This is a genomic window from Paenibacillus sp. FSL R7-0189 (assembly GCF_037969925.1).
GTDB classification, from domain to species: domain Bacteria; phylum Bacillota; class Bacilli; order Paenibacillales; family Paenibacillaceae; genus Paenibacillus_AQ; species Paenibacillus_AQ odorifer.
Genome location: NZ_CP150223.1, coordinates 3,629,735 through 3,650,692, shown reverse-complemented (window position 1 = coordinate 3,650,692; position 20,958 = coordinate 3,629,735). Strand labels below are relative to the sequence as shown.

Below are 20,958 nucleotides of genomic sequence, written 5' to 3'. Positions count from 1 at the left end.
AAATAAATGCTTGTTTATAGTGAAGGAGTGAACCTCCCTCCGTGACCGGCTATTCCCCCCCTTCCTTTAGTCTTAACACGGTCACGGAATATTTCGGGAATTCAAACTCCAGACTACCTTTGTCTACACTTATCTTTTGAGTTACAGGTGCCACCTTGTCAGGTTCAGCGAAGCTATTCTCAGCATTTAAATCGTCCGACTGAAGTACGGTAGCTGTTCCTTCCAGGCTTGATGTGGCAAGTCCGGCAAAAGAAACATCCGTGCGCTGAGCAGTGTCACCTGCATTAACGACTTTAACGATCAGCTCACCTGTGGCAAGATCACGGCTCGCAGTTTGGAACAGCGGCCCTGCTGGACTTTCATCGTTCACCTCTTGTATAAGCTCATCGTCGAGATAGAGCCGGATATTAGCACCTGATAATTCAATGCGGATATCATACAATTTCCCAGTCTCAATCCTTACAGGAACCGTTCTTCCGATGACTGCTCTTGTTCCACCTACTGATTTTTCAATCGCGCTCTGCGTATTTCCCCAGCCGCCAAGATTCCACCAATAGAAATTGCCTTCATCTTTAGAGCCGAACATAATGAGCATGCCTTCTGCTCCGCCAGTCTTTTTCGCCTTAAGAGAAAGTGTATAATCACTCCATGAAGCCTCACCGGCAACTGCGCGAATATCAATATCATTAGAAGTCTGCTTAAAAGTACCCTTGGATTGTTCCCAGTCCCCATTGTTTAGAGTCCAGGCTCCGGAATCCTTCTTGAAATGATCTTCAAAAAGAACGTCATCACCTTTCGCTACTCGTACATCGCTGTACTCTACCTGGGTGGCCCAAGTCCCCAAACCAATTCCACCTTGAATGGATTGCTTACCGGAGGTTTCTTCTTGTCCTAGAGCCACAAGTGAGGTTGGAAGAACTATATCCCCCTTATTGCTTCCGAACATCTGCTGCACATGATAAGAAGGTGTTCCGTAGCTAGTCGATGAATCAAACACAATAGCATCCGGGTTCCAAGTACGATCCTTCGTATTCACAAACAATGGAGCATAGGAGGACATTTTCACGATATCAGAATTCCGTTCCATGCCCATCATAAAAGCGGCCTCGCCGATTGCAGCGTTCAGATTGCCTTCTCCGGCACCCTTGGTCACCGCATACTCACCAACATAAATCTCAGGACCACTCCGGTCATAAGTATCGTATCTGTTCGAGTTGCTGAGGAACCATTCAGAGGTTTCATAGTAATGCTCATCAACCATTTCGATAGGTTCTCCTTCAACTGCCGCATTAGCAATGAGATGAATCTCTGGATACTGCTCTTTAATTGCCTTATAAAACAAGCCATAACGCTTAATATATTCACTCATCTGGAAATTGTTTTCGTTACCAATCTCTACATATTTCATATTAAAAGGCTCTGGATGACCATTGGCGGCTCTTTGTGCCCCCCATTTGCTAGTAACCGGTCCGTTTGCATATTCAATGGCGTCCAGCGCATCTTGTATCCACGGCTGAATTTCACTGACTGGAACGGTATTCTGCTTGGCTATAGGATCTCCGTTATGTGAAATCCCGATATAAGCTACATATAATGGTTCCGCTTTCAGATCTTCAGCCCATTGCAGATATTCGTGGAAGCCCAGCCCATCTGAGGAGCGATAATCCCAATATCCCTTATGACCGGGACGCGTCTCAATCGGTCCAATGGTATTCTTCCATTGATAAGCATCTGTTGGCGTTTTTCCTTCCACAAAACATCCCCCCGGAAAACGAACGAATGCGGGTTTCATCGCAGCTACCTTTTCAGCCAAATCGATGCGAAGTCCATTCTCTCTGTTGTTCCAAGTCTCAGGAAACAAAGACACCATATCGAGATAAACAGTACCTACATTTGCAGCAGAGATTACAATTCGTGCGTTTGCTACAGTACCTGTAGAAGTCAGTGTGTATGTATATGGATTCCATCCTTCTTTTAACTTATCAACGGTCTGTTCTGCATATAGCTCTTTGCCATCCGGGCTTTCTAACGTTATACGCAGTGGCATAATGTCCCCTGGCTCTGGCCGCGCATAGAAAGACAACTTGTAACTGGCATCCTTCGTCAAAGCGATCCCCCAGTAACCGTTATTCACAGCAGATACCGAACCGCCCTCGGCAGCAGATGATACTGTTAAAGCCATTGCCTGGGTCTGAGCATCGTTCAAAAGCTTAGTGCCGGTCAGAGCAAGCTTCCCTTTACTGCCTCCTTTTTCATCAATCCACCAATTGAACAATGTGACCGAACTATCCTCAAAGGAACGATTGGAAATCAGCTCTGCATATAGCCCTCCATCTCCCGCATGATTAATCTCTTCGAAAAAGGCTCCGTACAACATCGGGCTTATCTTAGCTCCCGGATTTTCCGTATCCACGGTCAACGTATACGCGGGTCCACTACTTGTATTAGCTGCTGTCGCCGGTGGAACAGTTTCCTTTCCCGCTTCACCCGTTGCTTCTACGGCAGATTCCTTAGACTGAGACAGTGGCGCGGTGTTTTCTCCCTTAGAAGCCCAATAATACGTCAGACCGCCAACTACAATCACGAAAATCAACACCGTAAGCCATAGTTTTCGTCCATATTTATTCAAAGATATTTACCCCCAACTTTTTATTAGCATTTTCATTTTCTTATGAAGCGAACAAATCCTTCCATTCGTAAAAACTTAAAATTATTCCGTAAAACCTAAATGAATCCGTTTCCATTGATAAAATACCATACTAAAATCTGGTTGTAAATAAATTAAACTAAACCTTTTTATACTTTTATGAATATAATTTCCAATAGATATGCAAGAAATTAAGAGATTTATTAGTTTTTTTAAAATAAATTCCCTCTTTTCATCTCACCATCTTTATATTCCTCTAAAATAAACGGGGGTTTACAGCCATAAGTAAGTTTATTTTTCATTTTTCCCTCCATTTATTTTACTGTTTTATTTTTCCATTCAAATAATGATGAAATTAAAATTAATTTTATTCTCACCAAAAAATCATATAAAAAAAGCTCCCCTTTGCCTAAACTCGGGCAAAGGAAAGCTATAGTTATATCTCAACTAAATTTAATTCCGCCACTTCATAAACTTGTAATCAAGAAAATCAACAAGCAAGAAGAGAATAAAACCGACCAAGCTGAACAACATAATTCCCGCATACATCTCCGGATAATCTAATCTTAACCACGCATCCATGATGAAAAAGCCCATGCCGTGCTCTGTTCCATAAATCTCCGTAAAAAACAGTACAGATATCGCTGTCCCTAGCGAAATACGAATCGTACTCAGAATCACTGACAATGCACCCGGCAGTGTCACATGCCAGAACTTCTGCACAGCGCTGGCACCTATACTAGTTAAGACATCATAGGTATTGTCCGGAATAGCCTTAACCCCATCCCTTACAGAGATGATGATCTGAAACAATAGAATCAGCATGATCATTAGGATTTTGGACGTTTCCCCAAGCCCGAAGAACAGCATCACTACTGGAAGCAGGGCAATTTTGGGAACCGGATAGGTCAAGTAAACCACAGGGTCCAGCAGTTTGTTCCAGGTCAACGAACGTCCCATTAGAAGACCTATAAGCAGTCCAATAATTAACGCCATTACCACACCTGCAAAAATTCTGAACAAGCTATACCCTACATTTATAGCAATATCCTGCGCCCCTAACTGAAACATCGCTTTATATACAGCAAAGGGACTTGGCAAAATCGAATGATTCATAAGTAAAAATGCGATATACCAGACTACATTCATACAAACAAATACAAATAGAAGCCTTACTAGATGATGAAGTCGACGTTTGTTTACCATATCTCCTGCATTACCTTTCTAATCCGCTTAGTCTGCTCAAAGAAATCTACACTGTCCCGCTTATCCTCATGCTTCATATGAAACACCAACTGATTATCAATAATCTCAGGTGTAGTTTCTTTGTTGGAAGGCATGACAATAATCTTTTGCCCCAGCAGAATCGCTTCTTCCACATCATGAGTGACAAATAACGTAGTCGTAGGGTTAGCCAGCCAGTTATCTAAAAAGAGGACCTGCAGCGTTTCCCTTGTTATCGCATCGAGTGCAGAGAATGGCTCGTCCAGCAACAGAATAGTAGGCAAAATGGCAAAAGCTCTGGCAATCGCCACTCTTTGCTGCTGGCCTCCACTAAGGGATAAGGGATAACGTTCTGCTAAATCAGAGATCGCCATCGACGAAAGCCACTCCTTAATCTGCGTCTCCCGTTCTTGCTTGGATGAACTTGCCGTATGCGTAATCTTCATCGCTATCTGAATATTATCATGTACAGTCTTCCAAGGAAGAAGCCCGTAGTTCTGCGGCACCAGCCCGATTAACGTTTCTTTCTCATGCACAGATTTCTCATTAAAAAGAATGTGTCCCTGATAGCTAGGCAGCAAGCCCGCAATCGCCCGTAATAAAGTTGATTTCCCGCTGCCGGAGGGTCCGATAATGGTGTAAATCCCGTGCTCCGGCAAAGTTAAATCTACCTGACCCAAGGCCAATTGTCCGCTCTTATATTCTACTTTCAGATCCTTTATAACGAGTCCTTTATTTCTTGAATTGGACATCAGAAATCACATCTTCAGCCGAGATATTTTTGCTGAGCAAACCTTTTTCCCGTGCCCAAGCAAATGCGGCCTCTACTTCCTTCACATCCACTTGATAAGCTGGTACATAATCTGGTACCTTGATTTCATCTTTTAATGTTTCCGGATATCCTACTTCTTTGATTACAAGATCGATATATTCGGATTGCTCATGGGATTTCATATAAGCTACTGCTTCATCATATGCAGCATACATACTGCGGATAGCCTCTGCTTTGGCATCAATTGCAGTTTGCGGGAAAGCTAAAACGAACGGATTTACTCCCGCAGTTAGCGTTGAGCTCAGTACACGCAACCCTGAGGTTTTGCCCATAGTTACAAAAGGTTCCGGCAAAATAGCCGCATCCGCCTTATTATTCTTAAGCAATTCTAAACGGGTCGGAATCTGTGGAACCTCTGTGACTGTAATATCATCTTCGGTCAGGCCCGCTTGTTTCAGCATCATTGCCACTGTATATTGTGTGGAGGTATTTTTGGACAAAATCACGGTTTTACCCTTCAAATCCTTCACATCCTGGATGGATTCATTTCCAGTCAGCAAATCAAACTCTCCAAAAGTTGTACTGGCGATCTTCACATCCAGTCCAGCCTCATTGTAAATGGAGATCGCAACCAGGTCAGCGCTTAGACCATCCAGCTTGCCTGCTTGAAAAGCTACATCCCGATCTTTGGCGCTTTTAAATGTTTGGATATCCAGCTCCACACCGTGGTTTTTATCGAAACCTTGTTCATGTGCGATGATAAAAGGAATAGCATCAATCGAGGGCAATAAACCTAGCGACAAGGAGGTAACTTCTTTTGCAGCCTCTGGAGCAGCTCCCTCTGACGATTCTGTATTTGTATAATTTTTCGAACCACAGCCGACTGCAAGTGCAGCGATGACAACAACCATCATAGATAACAACAACATTCTCTTTAGACCTTTATTCTTCATTTAACTCTCCTGCCTCCATTATTCTTTCTATAGTGTAATTCTCTGTAATATTCTTTGCTCACTCATAAATGTGCATGCAAAAAAATCCTTAAGCTCTACAAAAAAAGCTTTAGGCATGTTAAGTTTACCACCAATCTTTATATTTTGTATATTTATAAATTTAGATATAAGTAAATAGAAGCGACGCAAAAAAAGCTGACAGCGGAATGGTTCCGCTACCAGCCTCAATCTCAATGTTATGGAGTTAGTAGATTTGTGTGGATTTTAATGACAGCTTTTTTAATCTGCTGCCCCGGTTGACCCATACCCGGTCTGTGAACATCATGAGGGAAAAAGACCGCGAACATGCCAGGCTTCAAAGATAACAATATTTCATCTGCTGATGGGGGATAAAGCGCATATTCTCCTTCGGCATCGTAAGGCTTAATGGGTTCGATCCCTTCTTGCAGGGTTGCCCAGCCAATCGTTTCTTCACCTTCGATCAGATAATGCACATCAATATAGGCCTCATGCTTCTCTGCGACTTGTTCCTCCAGCGATTTTGCCTCAAGAGCCATAATCGAAGCATACATTTCGTTCCCGCGAATTTCGATTCGTCCCAGATCAGGATCATGTTGTAAGATTACTTTCAATTCCTCGATAGCCTCAACAATGACAGGATTCTCATACTTGATATGCTCTTCCCAAGATGACAAAGAACCTAAGATCATAACTTCCCATTCCCCTCACATCTTAATGTACTAAACCAGTTTCTCACTGACTGCTGAAGCTGTTGTTTCTTTATTAATTATGGATTGCTCACTAGTCTTCTTGAAATATTCTACATATAAAATATCAAGCAGATAGAGCTGCGATATCTTTGCAGATAATGAACCCCCTTGCAGCGGTCCTTCATTAGCACCACATAGCAGGGTCAGATCGGAGTACGAGGTTAGCGGTGACTTTTCAAACCTAGTAATGGATATTACTTTGGCTCCTCTTTCCTTTGCTTTTCTCGCAACCTCAATGCTATCCTTGGTCGAGCCGGAATAAGAAATCACAACAGCGACATCCCGGTTAGACATCAGTGCTGCCGACATCATCTGCAGATGTGAATCCATTAAACATTCCGTTTTGTTCGTAATGCGCATAAATTTAATTTTGGCTTCCATAGCTGTGACTAGAGAAGAGCCCACACCGAAAAATAATACACGTTCTGCATTAATCAAATACTCAATAGCCTCACTGATCTTCTGTATATCAATTAAATTATAGGTCTCGTTGAGTGCACTTACATTCGTGGTCAGCACTTTAGAAGCAACAGCTTCAATCGTATCATCCATCAGAATTTGATCGGTAAGCTGCGGGATCTCATTCTCCACAGTGATGCTATGTGCCAATGCGATCTTGAACTCTTGATACCCTTTATAACTTAAAGATTTGCAAAATCGAAATATACTTGATTCCCCAACATCACATGCATCTGCAAGATCAGTAATCGACATGTAGACTACACTTCTCGTGTTCTCCAGTACGTAGTCCGCTACCTTCTTCTCCGTATTCGTCAAATTATTGTATTTAGAATGAATTGAAGAAAAAATACTGATTGTCCGCAAAAAAGCCCCTCCTTTTCAATAAATTAATGTACGAATAAGGAGGAAGCTCCCAGCAGACCTGCCTTATTCCCTAATGAGGCTTTAACAATTCTCACTCCCGCAAAGCTTTCCATAAGCAAAGACTTCGTTCGTTCTTCTACCCTTCGAACCAAATCTTCTTGTTCCATTACGCCGCCACCAATAATAATCGCGGATGGATTGAAGATATGCGTGATAGAAGCTAAACCAACAGCCACTTCAGTAATCCATAGATCTAAAATACGTTCAAGCTGCTCATTTCCGCTCTGTATTTTATCAAATAAGGCTTTTCCATCCGTGCATTCGGGATCTGCCAGTTGAGCCATCTTGACTAAAGCTGTGGTTGAAGCGTGTTTTTCATAATATGGCAGTCCTTCTACTCCGGATGTGGCCGACAATGGGTGAGTAAAGATATGGCCAAATTCAGCCGCTACCCCATTAGCCCCTTTGTAGATTTGGCGATTAATGACGATTGCACCGCCAATGCCTGTGCCAAAGGTTAGACATAAGAAATTGTTAAAGCTCTGAGCAGCTCCATAATAAGCTTCGCCTAATGCAGCTGAATTCACATCGTTCTCTACCATAACAGGTTTATGAAAATGATGGGTGACAATATCCTTAATTTTCATTCCAGTATATCTAGGTATATTTTCGTTAGCATAGACAATAAATCCTTCTTCTGCATTAACTTGGCCCGCGGTGCTTATGGCAATGGCATCAAAATGATCGTATTCTGCAATCTTTTCCAGCATTCTTGAGATTACATGAGGTCCCCCCAAGTAGCTTTCTGTTGCATACTCCTTGAAGTCATGTACATTCCCCTGTTTATCGCATATACACATCTTGGTATTGGTACCGCCAACATCTACGGCTACAATCCTCATTTCCATCTACCCTCTCTGGCGTTCTACTGAATAGCGTTCACAAACCGTTTCGTAATCTCCATCGGTCTCGTGATCGCAGAGCCAACCACTGCTGAATACACACCTAAATCAAACATGGTCTTTAATTCTTCAGGAGTGGAAACCCCACCTTCAGCTATAACGGGAACAGAGAAGTTGTTGACGATTTGTTGAACCAATTCAAAATCTGGCAAGTTGCGGCCTTTAGTAGCCTCTGTATAACCGCTCAAGGTAGTTCCTATCAGATCAAATCCCAGCTCAACAGCCTTCGCAGCTTCCGCAAATGTAGAACAATCCGCCATAAACAGTTGATCTTTATAGGTCTCTTTTAAAAGTGGAAAAAGTTCAGAAATAGTAGATCCGTCCGGGCGAATACGGTCTGTAGCATCCATAGCAATGATATCTACCCCTTCGCGGTACAGCTCATCGACTTCCTTTTGAGTGGGTGTAATAAAGACTTCAGAGCCTTCATACACCTTTTTGATTATCCCAATGATTGGCAGATTCACTTGCTTTTTGATTTCTTGAATATCCGCTACGCTGTTTGCCCGAATTCCAGAAGCCCCGCCTAAGTAAGCAGCATAAGCCATTCTCCCCATAATAAACGGGCTATGCAGCGGTTCTTCTGGTAAGGCTTGACTGGAGACGACTAATTTATGTTTTATTTTTTTAAGTACATTATTTTCAGTATTCATCAGTAACCCACTCCACATTTTTATTTATTCTTTAACTGCTCCTGCCGTAATCCCATTGGTGAAGAACCGTTGGAATAACATGAACACTAGCAACATCGGAATTGCAGCGATGGTAGCTCCGGCCATTTTATAAGCGAAATTAGGATTCAAATCCTGCATTAAGGTCGCAGTACCAACCATTAATGTTTTCATTTTGTTCTCTTGGCCTATAACCAGCTGCCACAAGTAATCATTCCAGACTTGCACGAAATTTAGAATAAATAAGGCTCCAATACCAGGTTTGACAATAGGCAACATGATGCGTGTGAAGATTCTCCATTCATTTGCACCATCTATTCTCCCGGCTTCTCTTAAGGCATTAGGGGTTAAATCGAAGAATCCCTTTAATAGGAACACTCCAAATGCACCCGCCACGTTCGGCCAAATCATACCGTTATAACTATTTACCATTCCAAATTGTTGGGTGATCCGGAATAAGGGTACAATCATAATTTCTTTAGGAATCATCAAGCTTGATATAAAGATAATGAAGATTATATTTTTACCTTTAAAATTAATCTTTGAGAACGCATAGGCGGCCATAGAGCCTACAACGATAACCAAAATAGTAGAAATACCTGATACATAAATACTATTAAACGTCCATCTTAAAGCCGGCTGGTTCTGAAATACATCCACATAGTTGGAGAATGTAATCGATTTGGGCCACCAGTCTGGAGGCATTTTCACAACATCCGAGCTGTTCTTGAGTGAACTTGTGAATAACCAATATAGTGGAAAAAGATTAAGGAGCGCGAAGAGGATAATGATTACATTCGATATCACATCAAACTTCTCTCTCTTTTTCTTGTTTTTAATCTTCGACATGTTGTATTCCCCCTCACTTCACCTTAATCATGCTTCGTAGCTGTGGCACAGACAATATCAATGTAATCACGAACATGATAACCCCTACCGCAGAAGCTACACCGAGTTGGTTATATTTAAAGGCATTATTATAAAGGTAGTACATCAGCGTTACGGAGGAATTGTTCGGTCCGCCACCGGTCAATAACTGAATAACTACAAAGATTTTTAATACGGCAATAATATTGATAATCGTAATATAAGTTGTTGTCGGTCCTACCGAAGGAATCAGGATCTTTGATATCACTTGCCATCTGCTAGCACCGTCGATTTCGGCTGCTTCAAAAAGCTCTTTCGAGACACCAATCATTGCAGCTATATACAGAATAATTGCCTGGCCCACGTTAGTTGCGAAGGTTACAAATATCACGACTGGCAGAACCGTCTTTGGATTTCCCAGCAGATTAATCGTCCCTAGTCCCATGTCTTTATATAGATAAGAGATAAGTCCATTAGCCGGATTCAGCAAAAAGCTCCAGACCATACTCATAACCACCATGGACACCATTACCGGGATATAATAACTTCCTCTAATAAAGGAAACGTACTTAGCATTTTTATCAAATACCGCGGAGGCTACGAACAATGCAAACCCCACTGTAAGTAGAACGATAAATATTACGAACACAACGGTGTTGATGGTAGCCTTAAAAAATACCGGATCATTAAACAATGTGGTGTAATTGGCAAAACCCACAAATTTCTCACTGTCATAATTAATCTGGTATAGACTCAGCCGCATCCCTTCTAAGATCGGATAGACAAGAAAGGCTAAGAATACTATCATCTGAGGTAAAATAAACAGATAACCTGTAATATTCTCTTTTAGGTAATTACTACGTAGTTTCATATCGTTTACCTTTCTAATTAACAGCCCCAGAGTCTCTTCAGACCCTAAAGGCTGTCAATCGTGTATTGTTTATCTGGTCTTAGATTATTGGAAAATTACAGAGCCAGCTTTATTGGTCTCAATCACCTTGTTGCCACTTGTCTGATAATCTTGTACAAACTGTTCCGGTGTCTTAGCTCCCATGTAAAGTGCTTGTAGCTCTGGATATAAAACCTCTCTTAATTGGCTGTATCCTGGAACGTTGCCTGTGAAGTTGAACAAATATTTAGAATTGGCATCGTAAGCTGCAAACAGTGGATTCTCCGCTTTAAGTGCTTCGGCTACAGAACTTCTTACAGGAATACCATTCTTAGAGGATTTAACTAACTCAGGATCGCTTGAGAAAAACTTCACGAAATCCTTAGCTACTTCAGTCTTCTTAGCATCTTTGGACTTGAATACACTAGCGCCTACTACATAAGTAAAGGATAGAGGATCGCCGCTTTCCGACGGAATATTAGCAAGTCTCATATCGAATTTCGCTGCCGTACCATCCGCCATATTAGCTTTCGTACCATTAAACAGAATCGGGTTAGTGAAACTGATCGCTAATTGCTGATTTTGGAACATAGCATTGGCATCATTAGAAGAAACAGATTCTGCTCCTGGATTTGTATATCCGCCGTCATATAGGTTTTTCAGCCAAGTTGCAGCTTTAACTCCGTTCTCATCGTTCAGGACAATGTTGCCTTGATCATCAAAGAACTTATTGCCGAACATTCTCATATAGGCAAGGTTCCATGTATCGCCCTGATTATTTACAGCGAATAATGCCATTGGATATGCATTCGAATACTTATCCTTCGGCAGATTGTTTTTCAGACCCTCAAGAATTTGTTGATATTCATCCAAGTTCCAAGTTTTGATTTCGGATTCTTCACCCACAAACTTTTCTAAGCCTGCTGCTTTAAACATGTCCGCGTTGTAAACCAAGGTGCCTGGGTTGTGCTGGAATGGATAGAAATAAATATCTTCTCCGAACGTTACAGCGTCCCAGTAGTTTTGAGCAATATCGCTTTTCGCGTCTTCATCAATGATGTCGGTCAAAGGAACCAATGCTCCACGGTGAACGTAATCCCCCATCGGGAATACACTCTCAAAGAACACATCTGGAGGTGTTCCTCCGCTTAAGTTAACGTTAAGCAATTGATCGCGCTGATCTCCAGCAATGACCTCTATTTGAATATCCGCATCATATTTATCATATTGTGCTTTGAATTTCTCAGCGGCGTGCTTTAGGAAGCTATCATAGTCCGCGCCTGCCTCCGTGGCATCCACAACACCCTTCCACTGTGGAGTCAGCCATACTCTGATCCCCACTTTTTCCTTCCCAGATGCAGAAGAATTATCGGATGTATTAGAGCTAGCAGCATTGTTACCTGAGCAACCTGAAATTAAAGAAATAATCACCATTAGCGCAACCATTGTCGAGAGTAAACGTTTTTTCTTCATTTATAAACCTCCCTAAAAGTTTTGTGAGCATTATCTTCTCTGAATCGCTTCGTACAAAACTCGCTTCGAAAGCATACGCTTAAAGTTTTGTAAGCATTATCTTCTTTGAATCACTTCGTACAAAACTTGCTTCGAAAGTATAGAACCCTTAATTTAAAATCCGTTTGGCATGGTATTGCACTAAATCGGCCATGCTGCGATGTCCTTGCGGATCAAGATGCATATAATCAATTTCATTCATCGATACATGATCTCTGGAGTCTATAAAGTGGATGCCAGTTTCCGTTAGTAAAGCTGCAAGATGCTCAGCGAGCTCCATAGACTTCTCACTACATCCGCTACCCATTGGTTTGCCAATAGGGGTATGAATATACTCTGCTCCAATCGGAGGGGGCGCGATTACTAGAACCTCTGGAGCCTTCCCCTCGGGTCCTGCACCGCTATCTTTAGCTTTAAGAGCCAACCTAACAATACCTTGTGCGATGTTATAAGAAGTTAGTCCAAACCTTTCTTTTGTATCATTGGTCCCAAGCATGATCACAACCAAGTCTAATGGCGAATGTGACATCAGGCAGGGATAGATATAGGAGATTCCAGAAAGTCCTTCAAATAGAGGGTCCTCACTGACACTTGTTCTGCCGGGAAGCCCTTCTTCGATCATTCGGTAGGCGTCACCCAATTCTGTATGAAGAATTCCCGTCCAACGAATATCATCCTTAAATCTGCGGTCTGTCTCTGCGTCGTAGCCCCAAGTATTAGAATCGCCAAAGCATACGATGGATTTCTTCATTATCTTAACCGCAATATCTTTCAATAGCTTGATCAATCAATTTCATAATGTCTGCGATCGGACCAGCATCCTCAACGGCTACTGCCTCAAGCGGTGCTCTTACGCTGCCAATGTTTACGCCTCTTAATTTTAGAAGCTCTTTTATTCCGGCATACATGGCACCTTTCAGCGAACAAAGGGCGATGATAATATCGTTGATATCGCTTTGAATTTGTCCAGCTTCTTCGAACTTACCAGCCTTAACAAATTCATTTGCTTGGAGGAACAGCTCAGGCATAACCGCATAGGTTCCACCGATTCCCGCATCCGCTCCCATGATTCTTCCCGCAACATATTGTTCATCTGGTCCATTAAATACCACTACATCTTTTCCACCCACTCTTTTGAATCTTTCAATATCCATAGTCGGCATGGAGGAGTTCTTCACACCAATCACCTTTTTGTTCGCAAGCAGCTTCTCAAATAGGGAAGGAGTCAGTGTATATCCAGTAGTCTGAGGAATGTTGTAGATAATGAAGCTAAGAGGGGTTGCCTCCATAATCTCGCTCCAATATTTATAGACTGCACTATCAGGTAATTTGAAATATATAGGCGGGATTGCGGATAATGCATCATACCCTAAGGTTGCAGCATGTTTCGCTAACTCAATACTATCTCTAGTGGAAGGGGCACCCACGTGGGCAATCAGTGTCATTTTACCTTTCAGGTTACTAGCTACGTAGCTTAGTACCGCTTTGCGTTCGTCGAGACTCTGGTAAATACATTCTCCTGAGCTGCCTCCCACATATACACCTTGAACTCCTTTTTCAAATAAGTAATCACATAAAGCATGCGTCCGGGATTCCGAAATGTTTCCTTGATCGTCATAGCAGGCATAAAAGGCAGGTATAATTCCGTGGAACTTTGTGAGTGTCATTGTTAATCCCCCTTAAGTTGTGAGCGGTTTCTTTTCTACATAAACAAAATATCATTATATTTTGGTTTTGTAAATTATTTTCTCTATTTTTAGAAAAATAAAATTTATTTCCACCAATCTTATTTATGATTAGCACAATAATGGTTTTCAGTATAACTCGCAGCTAATAATCATTTATTTTTCCATATTCATTAGAAAATAATCCTGCAAATATTCCACCCTAAATTTATTTCTTCCGGGCAGTATTTGTTGGATATACGGATGTAAAATAATATAAAAAAGGGGTACTAATGAGTATCCTTTCAGCTTCACTAAAAATGTCTCCTACAGGGAGACACTTCTCTCCAGATGAAGCACAAAACCTAAATAACACACAATGTTCACTGAATAATCTGTGTTTTTCAGACGGACACACCTTTTAAAAAATGGAGTTTAGGATTATAATGAAAGCGTAAACAAATAACTACAAAATCTATTTTGTTTCTTCGCCAAAGGAGGCTGGAGGAAATGCTAGCAGGACTTAAGGAACTTAAAAATTGGGTGACAGAAAACTGGAATCCAACATTGAATACAGGTAATGAGGACTACCGGAAAATGGAGTACTCCGTGGAGCGTCATCTGCACACTCCGCAATCTCCGAAACCACTTAGCTATGAAGAAGAGGCTCGAATCAAGACCGTTAAATTTCATTAACTAACCCTTTCAGATAAAGATTGATTCATAACGAAGACATCAGACCGCCAGATCCGGAAGCAATTCCAGTGGATGCGGTCTTTTATTATGCCTTGTAGTTGTATAACGAAAAAACCTCCCCCACCCTAAAGGGTGAAGAAGGCTAATAGGTTACTTTCGAGGACATGGCAGTAGGTTATCAATCCAAACGCCTTGTTTAGTTCATCCTTCGATAAACCTCAGCGCGCGTTCCGATTGATAATCAGCTAGGCCTTGGGCGAATTGTTGGTCAGGAAATCCTCTATGCAGCAGCTTTAATCCACCTGAAGTTAAGGAGACATGATGGTGGAATTGATAAAATAACAGCCTATCATGATCCAGAGCATCGTTCTTTAAGTACCGATAGAAATCCCCAAATCTCATCTGTAAAAAACTATGCTCATGCTCAATGTCATAGTACATTGCCCCTTCAATATCTATCAGAAAGGGCTCCAGTTTATCATTAACCATAACATGGTCAGGTCCCAGCTCCCCGTGAATAAACCCATATTGCTGTCTGGGTTGAATTTTTGATTCAAGCTCGTACAACTTATCGAGCAGTTTGCTTTGATTAGACCTGATCTTCTCAATATGTTGGGAGGCATAGGCTAGCTGCACTTTCGCATTTTCCATTTGTAATAAATGACATTCGCTCATGCTGCTCTCGTTAGCATTTGCTTTCCCAAAAACATGCCTCTCGTTGGTATGCATAGCAGTAAGCATTTCCCCCACACGCTGAAAAACTTTATCTTGAACACGTGAATCGGGATGATAAAAATAGGTTTCTGCCATTCTTCCATCTATATATTCAACTAGAGCATAATCGAAAGAGTAACGATCTCTTTCCTTATTCAGATCATAAAGAGCAGGGGTCTGAACTCCATGTTGTGTTAAGTACCTGTTATTTAATTCGAATAAATGACTTCCATAGGATTGTTCATTTATATCTTCATTTGCTTTTTCTTCTTTAAAATAATTCATCGAAAGATCCCACACATACAAAACGCAGGAAAATCCATTACTGCACTCAATCTTGTAGACCACCTTTTGTGCACCGCCATGCATGCGCGAAACACGAGCAACGAAATAACTGCTGCCAAAAACCCTACTAATATAATCCTGTAAGTCAGCCTTATCGAGATGACAAGTAACGTCCATTAACAACACTCCATTTATTAGGTTTTGCCGACTTCACAATAGTAAATAAAATCCAGCCGAAAGTATAGACTTATTCTTTCCGATCAATTATGATGTTGAATAAGGTCTTGAAAAAAACAAGCATACAAAAAGCCGTTGGAATCAATTTCAACGGCTTTTTTTTATGAAATATCTAAACAAATATAGAGGAGTACTTTCACAACATGTTCAAACGACTAACTGCACTATTTTCGATTCCCTCTTATGGCTTACTCTTTTTATGTATGTTACTGCAGGGGATGGGGATTTCACTCAGCGCACCCTTTTTATCCATTTATTTTACGGAACAGCTTGGAGTATCTGTCGGGCTGTTTGGTGTTTTTCTGGCCACCACGTTAATTGCCGGAATATGGATCAGTACACTAATCGGGAGACGCTCTGACCTTGGCTTAAATCGAAGAAACATTTACCTTGTCTCCACGCTCTGTAATGCCCTTGCTTATAGCGGATACTTGCTCATTGGGGATTTTACGATCTTATTCATTTACATGATTGTGTTCACCGCACTCGGTGCACCAGGGATGCCTCAATTGTTCGCCATAGCTAGAGAAGCAGTGAATAAGAGCGATTTTACAGATACTGCGTTTGCAAATTCTACCTTGCGTTCTGCTTTCTCTCTCGGCTTTATTACAGGTCCTTTAATCGGTACTCTGCTAATTGCTGCTGTTGGGTTTAAGGGGATTTTCTCGGGCACCATCGGAGTATTCCTGCTGGTTGCCTTACTTATTTCACTATTCCTGAAATCAAATACAGAAGTGAAAAGCAGTACTGCAGAAGTAAAAGTAAAAAGTTTCCGGTTGGGTCAGAACCGTAATGTTCTGCTTCCTTTTCTGATTATGATACTCATGTATGTAGCCCACTGGACGAGTAGCATCAATACTGCCCTCTTTATCACCAACAATCTAGGGGGAACAACAAGCGATGTCGGTTTAGTCAGCAGTATTTGTGCTGCGCTGGAAATTCCTTTTATGATCATGCTGGGACTACTTAGTGCGAAATACAGTAACCGCATCCTGATGATGTGCGGAGCCATTTTCGGAGGAGCTTATTATCTCGTTGTCATTACTTCAGGCGCGATGTGGCAAATGCTTGCAGCCCAAATTTTGCTTGCCTTTTTTGTTGCCGTTATTTCAGCGATTGGCATTAGCTACATTCAGGATCTGCTTCCAAACATGCCTGGGTATGCATCCACGCTCTACTCTAATTCATCCACGATCGGCAGACTGATTGGCAGTCTTGTTGGCGGGTTATTAGCTAGTGTTGTTGGGTACCGGTATTCATTTGTGCTCTGTTTCATACTCGTCATTATTTCTACAATCATGCTTGCGGTAAGCGGACGTGACTCTGTAGATACACAAAAACTAACGGTTTAATCTGCTTTTTTGGGGCTTCATTCAGCCCTTGTAACTTCTCCATATTTTCTCGCGACTAACTAACATATCCTCAAAAAGGTGGAGTTAGATGTTAAAAACTATTGCAAGAATGCTCATGTTGATGTCTTTAATCTTTCTGGCAGCATGTGCAGGGGACGTTAAACCAAACCAGGAGCCGAGCACAGGAGCAAATACGCCAACCCAAAGTCCAGCGATTAATACGCAGAAGCCGCAAATCACAGAACCCAAGCAGCCAAATGAAACCAGCTTTAAGGCAGAATTGTTGATAAATCTGAAATCATATGCAGATCAATTGACAGAGAATGATCTCCCCGCACTTGAAGTGCTGGAAAAAAACCTAACTGCTTTAGTTGAGCATGACCACACAATTTATCAATCCGGGTTCGTAAACAAAAAACTAGCAGAGGCTATGGAGCCTTATTATGACGAACAATATCAGTACAAATTCACAGACATCGAAAGCATTGATTCCATGTTACCCAACGAACATCAGGTGAATATAACGGTAATCGGACAACGCTTGGATATAGCAGAAGAGACAGTTGAAAATGTAAAAATGCTATACGCGATTCGGCCAAACGATCAAGGGAAATGGGTCATTTATATCATTGATTGATGGATTGATTGATTGATTAATTAGCTTATGAAAATCGCCGTCCGATTCCCGACAGGGAATTCGAACGGCGATTTTTTTGTGAAAAAAACCAATTTCTCACCTTGCTAGCTCAGTTACACATTAATCGTTCGGAAGAGCACCGTGAAATGCCTTCCCATTATGCGAAGGATACCCTGCTACTAGCTACAGACAGCAAAAGTAATCTTCATCCTTTGCGAGATGCGGAGAATGGAATCATGTTTGTGGTAACCTTCTAGCTACCTACCCGATCTAATATTTAAGTAACGTTACGAACATCCTAAGACTTCTAGTCAAGAAAGCAGGTAAATCTTTGCATATAGATCCTATTGTCGTCAAAGCCAAAGCTGGGGACCCTGAAGCATTCGTGAAGTTGATGCAGGAGATAGAGTTACCTTTATACAGAACTGCAAGGTCCATCGTCAACAAAGAAGAAGATTGTGCAGATGCCCTGCAGGAGACGATGCTAAAAGCCTTTAAGAACATCCATACACTCAGAGAGCCCGCTTTTTTCAAAACGTGGATCTTCCGGATTCTGATTAATGAATGCAATAAAATGCTCAAAAACAACGCAAGAGCCCTCCCTTATGGAGAGCTTCCCGAAGTCCCTTCCACTTCCAAGGATTATGAGAAAATCGAATTATGGGATGCCGTTCAACATCTTGAGGAGAACCTCCGGATTGTCATTCACCTTCATTACCTACAGGACATGCCGATCCGTCAAATTTCCGACATTCTCGAAATTTCTACGGTTGCCGTGAAGACCCGGCTGCATCGCGCCCGCAAAAAGCTAAAGCATTCATCTCAATTCAATCAAGAAATGGAGTTGCGACATGGTAAACACTAAGTTAGAAGAACAATTAAAAAACTGCCAAAGCCTACTTCCCGATCAGTTATCGGATATTGCCCGCTCCAAGCTGAATGAGACTTACCAAATCATCAGGGAGACCGATAATTCTTTTTCCCCCATTCAGAGAAAGATAGATGTATCAAGAACTTTTAATAAATGGTGGGTTTCCACTGCAGCCGCTGCAATCCTGGGAGTTACACTCCTTGTTTCCGGCTTTGTATCGCCCGCAATAGCTGATGCACTCAAGCAAATTCCGGTTCTGGGACAAATCTATTCATTATGGGGCGAAAAAAACTTAGATCCCGGTGTTCAACAAGCCGAGGATTTCATCACAAACGTAAACCAAAGCGTGACCCATAGCGAGGTGACCATGAATATCCCAACGTTGTTATTTGACGGAACCCGAATTCTTATGAACATAACCACTCCTGGAAACCGTCTGGCTTCGGAGCCCAATTCGCCGCCTTCCGATGCCAATAAAGGGGCGGTGGATAAGTTTGAGGTTCTCTATAAAGGCCAACCTCTGCTCTGGAGTTACGAACACATGGATGGTGAGACTGCTTCCAGCATAATGGTTCAGGTTTTGAACACTTATTATGAGCCGAGCACAACAACACAGACTGTCCAGTTCCCTGATCAGTTTGACTTGACTGTAAATGTAACGTTAAAGGGTTACGATGTCCCGTTCGAATTCGTTCTGCCTGTTACCACATCAACGCCTGTTACCGCCCTAACTTCAGAGGAGACCAAGCATCACGATAACATTAACTTGCAGATCAGTAAGGTAGAAATCACCCCAATCACAACGCAGGTATCCATTGAGTACAAAACCAAACCGGGCCAGAGCGTAGAAGAAATGCTCGCTTCTATCCCTTCGAAATATAAGGGTGCTAACGGGGGCGTCATCGCTCTTCAATTTGACATTGTGGATGAACGTGGCGTTCAACTGAAGCCTGTCGGTGCTCACCCCGTAAGCGAATCTTATAATGTCCATTTTGAACCCTTCAAGACTATACCGAGTACCGTAACCATCAAACCGTACTTAGTCGTTTCCGAAGGTCAAGCCCCAGCTGGGACTAAAGGACTGTGGGAAGACAACAATATGGTCAAGGAATATATCCCTGAGCTGGAGACTGTACTTTCGGTCCAATAGTTCATTTGTAACAGGGACCTTATTTTCTAGGATGAAAAGGGCATGCAAAACTACAAAAGACGAAGCCATAATAGGCTTCGTCTTTTTATTTAAATGACTTCAGGTAGGTTCAATCCAATAAGGTTATTTTGATGAAGCCAGCTTCGATAATTTGTCGGCAATATCTTCAGCTTGTAACAAGGAGGAGTATGAATCTGCTGCAAAATATTTTTCCATATCAATCTCAATAATTCGATTGTTTTTGACCGCATCCAACATCTTCCACGTTTTGTCAAATGATAGGTGGCTTGTCGAACACATTTGAATGGATCAAATCTGATGCCCCCGGAGAGTCTCCAACCAAGTCGATATAGCCAAGCCACCTCAGCTCTTATCTGCGGGATTTATCCCGTACATTTCACCGTCCCAGCCACTTCAGCTCTTTTCTACGGGATTTATACCGTACATTCCAGCATCTCAACCACCTCAACTCATTTGTACGGGATTTATACCGTACATTCCAGCATACTAGCTACTCCAGCTCTTTTCTACGGGATTTATACCGTACATTTCACTATTCCAGCCACCTCAGCTCTTTTCTACGGGATTTATACCGTACATTCCACTATTCCAGCCACCTCAGCTCTTTTCTACGGGATTTATACCGTACATTTCACTATTCCAGCCTCCTCAGCTCTTTTCTACGGGATTTATACCGTACATTTCACCGTCCCAGCCACCTCAACTCATTTGTACGGGATTTATACCGTACATTCCAGCATACTAGCTACTCCAGCTCTTTTCTACGGGATTTATACCGTACATTTCACTATTCCAGCCACCTCAACTCATTTGTACGGGATTTATACCGTACATTTCACTATTCCAGCTACCTCAGCTCTTTTCTACGGGATTTATACCGTACATTCCAGCATCTCAACCACCTCAACTCATTTGTACGGGATTTATACCGTACATTTCACTATTCCAGCTACCTCAGCTCTTTTCTACGGGATTTATACCGTACATTCCAGCATCTCAGCCACCTCAACTCATTTGTAAGGGATTTATCCTGTACATTTCACTATTCCAGCCACCTCAGCTCTTTTCTACGGGATTTATACCGTACATTTCAGCATCTCAGCTACTCATACAAAATAATTGTGAAGCACGCTGGCTACTCCAGTTTTCGTTGCTCTATATAATAAATTCGGCCTCTTGAATGTGAGTCATTCCCATAGATAACCTACGCAATTTATCTATACCGAAAAGATTTAGGGC

21 protein-coding genes are annotated in these 20,958 nt (G+C 41.9%); 6 read left to right on the top strand and 15 right to left on the bottom strand.

What is annotated here, in order from left to right; translation table 11 throughout:
- Positions 1 to 49 precede the first annotated feature (49 nt).
- The 13 genes from MKY63_RS15895 to MKY63_RS15835 form a co-directional block, all read right to left on the bottom strand.
- Entirely contained in the window at positions 50 to 2,629 is a 2,580-nt protein-coding gene (locus MKY63_RS15895) for an alpha-L-arabinofuranosidase C-terminal domain-containing protein (protein ID WP_081388030.1), read from the bottom strand.
- 471 nt (positions 2,630 to 3,100) lie between these two features.
- Entirely contained in the window at positions 3,101 to 3,853 is a 753-nt protein-coding gene (locus MKY63_RS15890) for an ABC transporter permease (RefSeq protein WP_036679634.1), read from the bottom strand.
- Positions 3,847 to 4,623 (bottom strand): ABC transporter ATP-binding protein, encoded by a 777-nt coding sequence (locus MKY63_RS15885; RefSeq protein ID WP_076099486.1) that lies wholly within the window; start codon positions 4,621 to 4,623, stop codon positions 3,847 to 3,849. The genes MKY63_RS15890 and MKY63_RS15885 overlap by 7 nt, the downstream gene beginning before the upstream one ends.
- On the bottom strand, positions 4,604 to 5,596 hold the full coding sequence (locus MKY63_RS15880; protein ID WP_143763115.1) for an ABC transporter substrate-binding protein: 993 nt from the start codon (positions 5,594 to 5,596) through the stop codon (positions 4,604 to 4,606). Before MKY63_RS15880 ends, MKY63_RS15885 begins: the two co-directional genes overlap by 20 nt.
- Before the next feature lie 236 nt (positions 5,597 to 5,832).
- A complete protein-coding gene (locus MKY63_RS15875) occupies positions 5,833 to 6,306 on the bottom strand; it encodes a YhcH/YjgK/YiaL family protein (protein ID WP_038573106.1) in 474 nt (157 codons plus the stop codon).
- 30 nt (positions 6,307 to 6,336) lie between these two features.
- Complete coding sequence (locus MKY63_RS15870; RefSeq protein WP_051491079.1) at positions 6,337 to 7,191, bottom strand: MurR/RpiR family transcriptional regulator; 855 nt, start codon at positions 7,189 to 7,191, stop codon at positions 6,337 to 6,339.
- Positions 7,192 to 7,214: 23 nt separating this feature from the next.
- Entirely contained in the window at positions 7,215 to 8,093 is an 879-nt protein-coding gene (locus tag MKY63_RS15865) for an ROK family protein (protein ID WP_076099487.1), read from the bottom strand.
- Positions 8,094 to 8,116: 23 nt separating this feature from the next.
- Positions 8,117 to 8,806, bottom strand: coding sequence for an N-acetylmannosamine-6-phosphate 2-epimerase (locus MKY63_RS15860; protein WP_036679646.1), 690 nt, complete (start codon positions 8,804 to 8,806; stop codon positions 8,117 to 8,119).
- 24 nt (positions 8,807 to 8,830) lie between these two features.
- Positions 8,831 to 9,673, bottom strand: coding sequence for a carbohydrate ABC transporter permease (locus MKY63_RS15855; protein ID WP_081382492.1), 843 nt, complete (start codon positions 9,671 to 9,673; stop codon positions 8,831 to 8,833).
- Positions 9,674 to 9,686: 13 nt separating this feature from the next.
- The gene (locus MKY63_RS15850; protein ID WP_036679648.1) at positions 9,687 to 10,562 is read right to left on the bottom strand and encodes a sugar ABC transporter permease; all 876 of its coding nucleotides are present in this window, start codon (positions 10,560 to 10,562) and stop codon (positions 9,687 to 9,689) included.
- Between the two features lie 84 nt (positions 10,563 to 10,646).
- A complete protein-coding gene (locus tag MKY63_RS15845) occupies positions 10,647 to 12,053 on the bottom strand; it encodes an extracellular solute-binding protein (protein ID WP_036679651.1) in 1,407 nt (468 codons plus the stop codon).
- A gap of 148 nt (positions 12,054 to 12,201) precedes the next feature.
- Entirely contained in the window at positions 12,202 to 12,843 is a 642-nt protein-coding gene (locus MKY63_RS15840; RefSeq protein ID WP_036679760.1) for an SGNH/GDSL hydrolase family protein, read from the bottom strand.
- Between the two features lie 4 nt (positions 12,844 to 12,847).
- Entirely contained in the window at positions 12,848 to 13,759 is a 912-nt protein-coding gene (locus MKY63_RS15835) for a dihydrodipicolinate synthase family protein (RefSeq protein WP_036679654.1), read from the bottom strand.
- Between the two features lie 507 nt (positions 13,760 to 14,266).
- On the opposite strand from MKY63_RS15835, the gene MKY63_RS15830 reads away from it, so the two are divergent.
- Positions 14,267 to 14,452, top strand: coding sequence for a hypothetical protein (locus MKY63_RS15830; RefSeq protein WP_036679656.1), 186 nt, complete (start codon positions 14,267 to 14,269; stop codon positions 14,450 to 14,452).
- A 201-nt stretch (positions 14,453 to 14,653) separates the two neighbouring features.
- On the opposite strand, the gene MKY63_RS15825 is transcribed toward MKY63_RS15830, so the two are convergent.
- Positions 14,654 to 15,583 (bottom strand): phosphotransferase, encoded by a 930-nt coding sequence (locus MKY63_RS15825; RefSeq protein ID WP_076146417.1) that lies wholly within the window; start codon positions 15,581 to 15,583, stop codon positions 14,654 to 14,656.
- A gap of 248 nt (positions 15,584 to 15,831) precedes the next feature.
- On the opposite strand from MKY63_RS15825, the gene MKY63_RS15820 reads away from it, so the two are divergent.
- The 4 genes from MKY63_RS15820 (at position 15,832) to MKY63_RS15805 (ending at position 19,698) form a co-directional block, all read left to right on the top strand.
- Positions 15,832 to 17,040 carry a sugar efflux transporter gene (locus MKY63_RS15820; protein WP_076207036.1) on the top strand — a complete coding sequence of 403 codons (1,209 nt, stop codon included), beginning with the start codon at positions 15,832 to 15,834 and terminating at the stop codon, positions 17,038 to 17,040.
- Positions 17,041 to 17,128: 88 nt separating this feature from the next.
- The gene (locus tag MKY63_RS15815; RefSeq protein ID WP_076138079.1) at positions 17,129 to 17,677 is read left to right on the top strand and encodes a hypothetical protein; all 549 of its coding nucleotides are present in this window, start codon (positions 17,129 to 17,131) and stop codon (positions 17,675 to 17,677) included.
- 331 nt (positions 17,678 to 18,008) lie between these two features.
- On the top strand, positions 18,009 to 18,542 hold the full coding sequence (locus tag MKY63_RS15810; protein ID WP_076212876.1) for a sigma-70 family RNA polymerase sigma factor: 534 nt from the start codon (positions 18,009 to 18,011) through the stop codon (positions 18,540 to 18,542).
- On the top strand, positions 18,529 to 19,698 hold the full coding sequence (locus tag MKY63_RS15805; protein ID WP_076099491.1) for a DUF4179 domain-containing protein: 1,170 nt from the start codon (positions 18,529 to 18,531) through the stop codon (positions 19,696 to 19,698). Before MKY63_RS15810 ends, MKY63_RS15805 begins: the two co-directional genes overlap by 14 nt.
- Positions 19,699 to 19,821: 123 nt before the next feature.
- On the opposite strand, the gene MKY63_RS15800 is transcribed toward MKY63_RS15805, so the two are convergent.
- A complete protein-coding gene (locus tag MKY63_RS15800) occupies positions 19,822 to 19,956 on the bottom strand; it encodes a hypothetical protein (protein WP_256717374.1) in 135 nt (44 codons plus the stop codon).
- Between the two features lie 42 nt (positions 19,957 to 19,998).
- Between MKY63_RS15800 and MKY63_RS15795 the strand changes: the two genes are divergently transcribed.
- Positions 19,999 to 20,739 carry a hypothetical protein gene (locus tag MKY63_RS15795; RefSeq protein WP_339809279.1) on the top strand — a complete coding sequence of 247 codons (741 nt, stop codon included), beginning with the start codon at positions 19,999 to 20,001 and terminating at the stop codon, positions 20,737 to 20,739.
- Positions 20,740 to 20,958 lie beyond the last annotated feature (219 nt).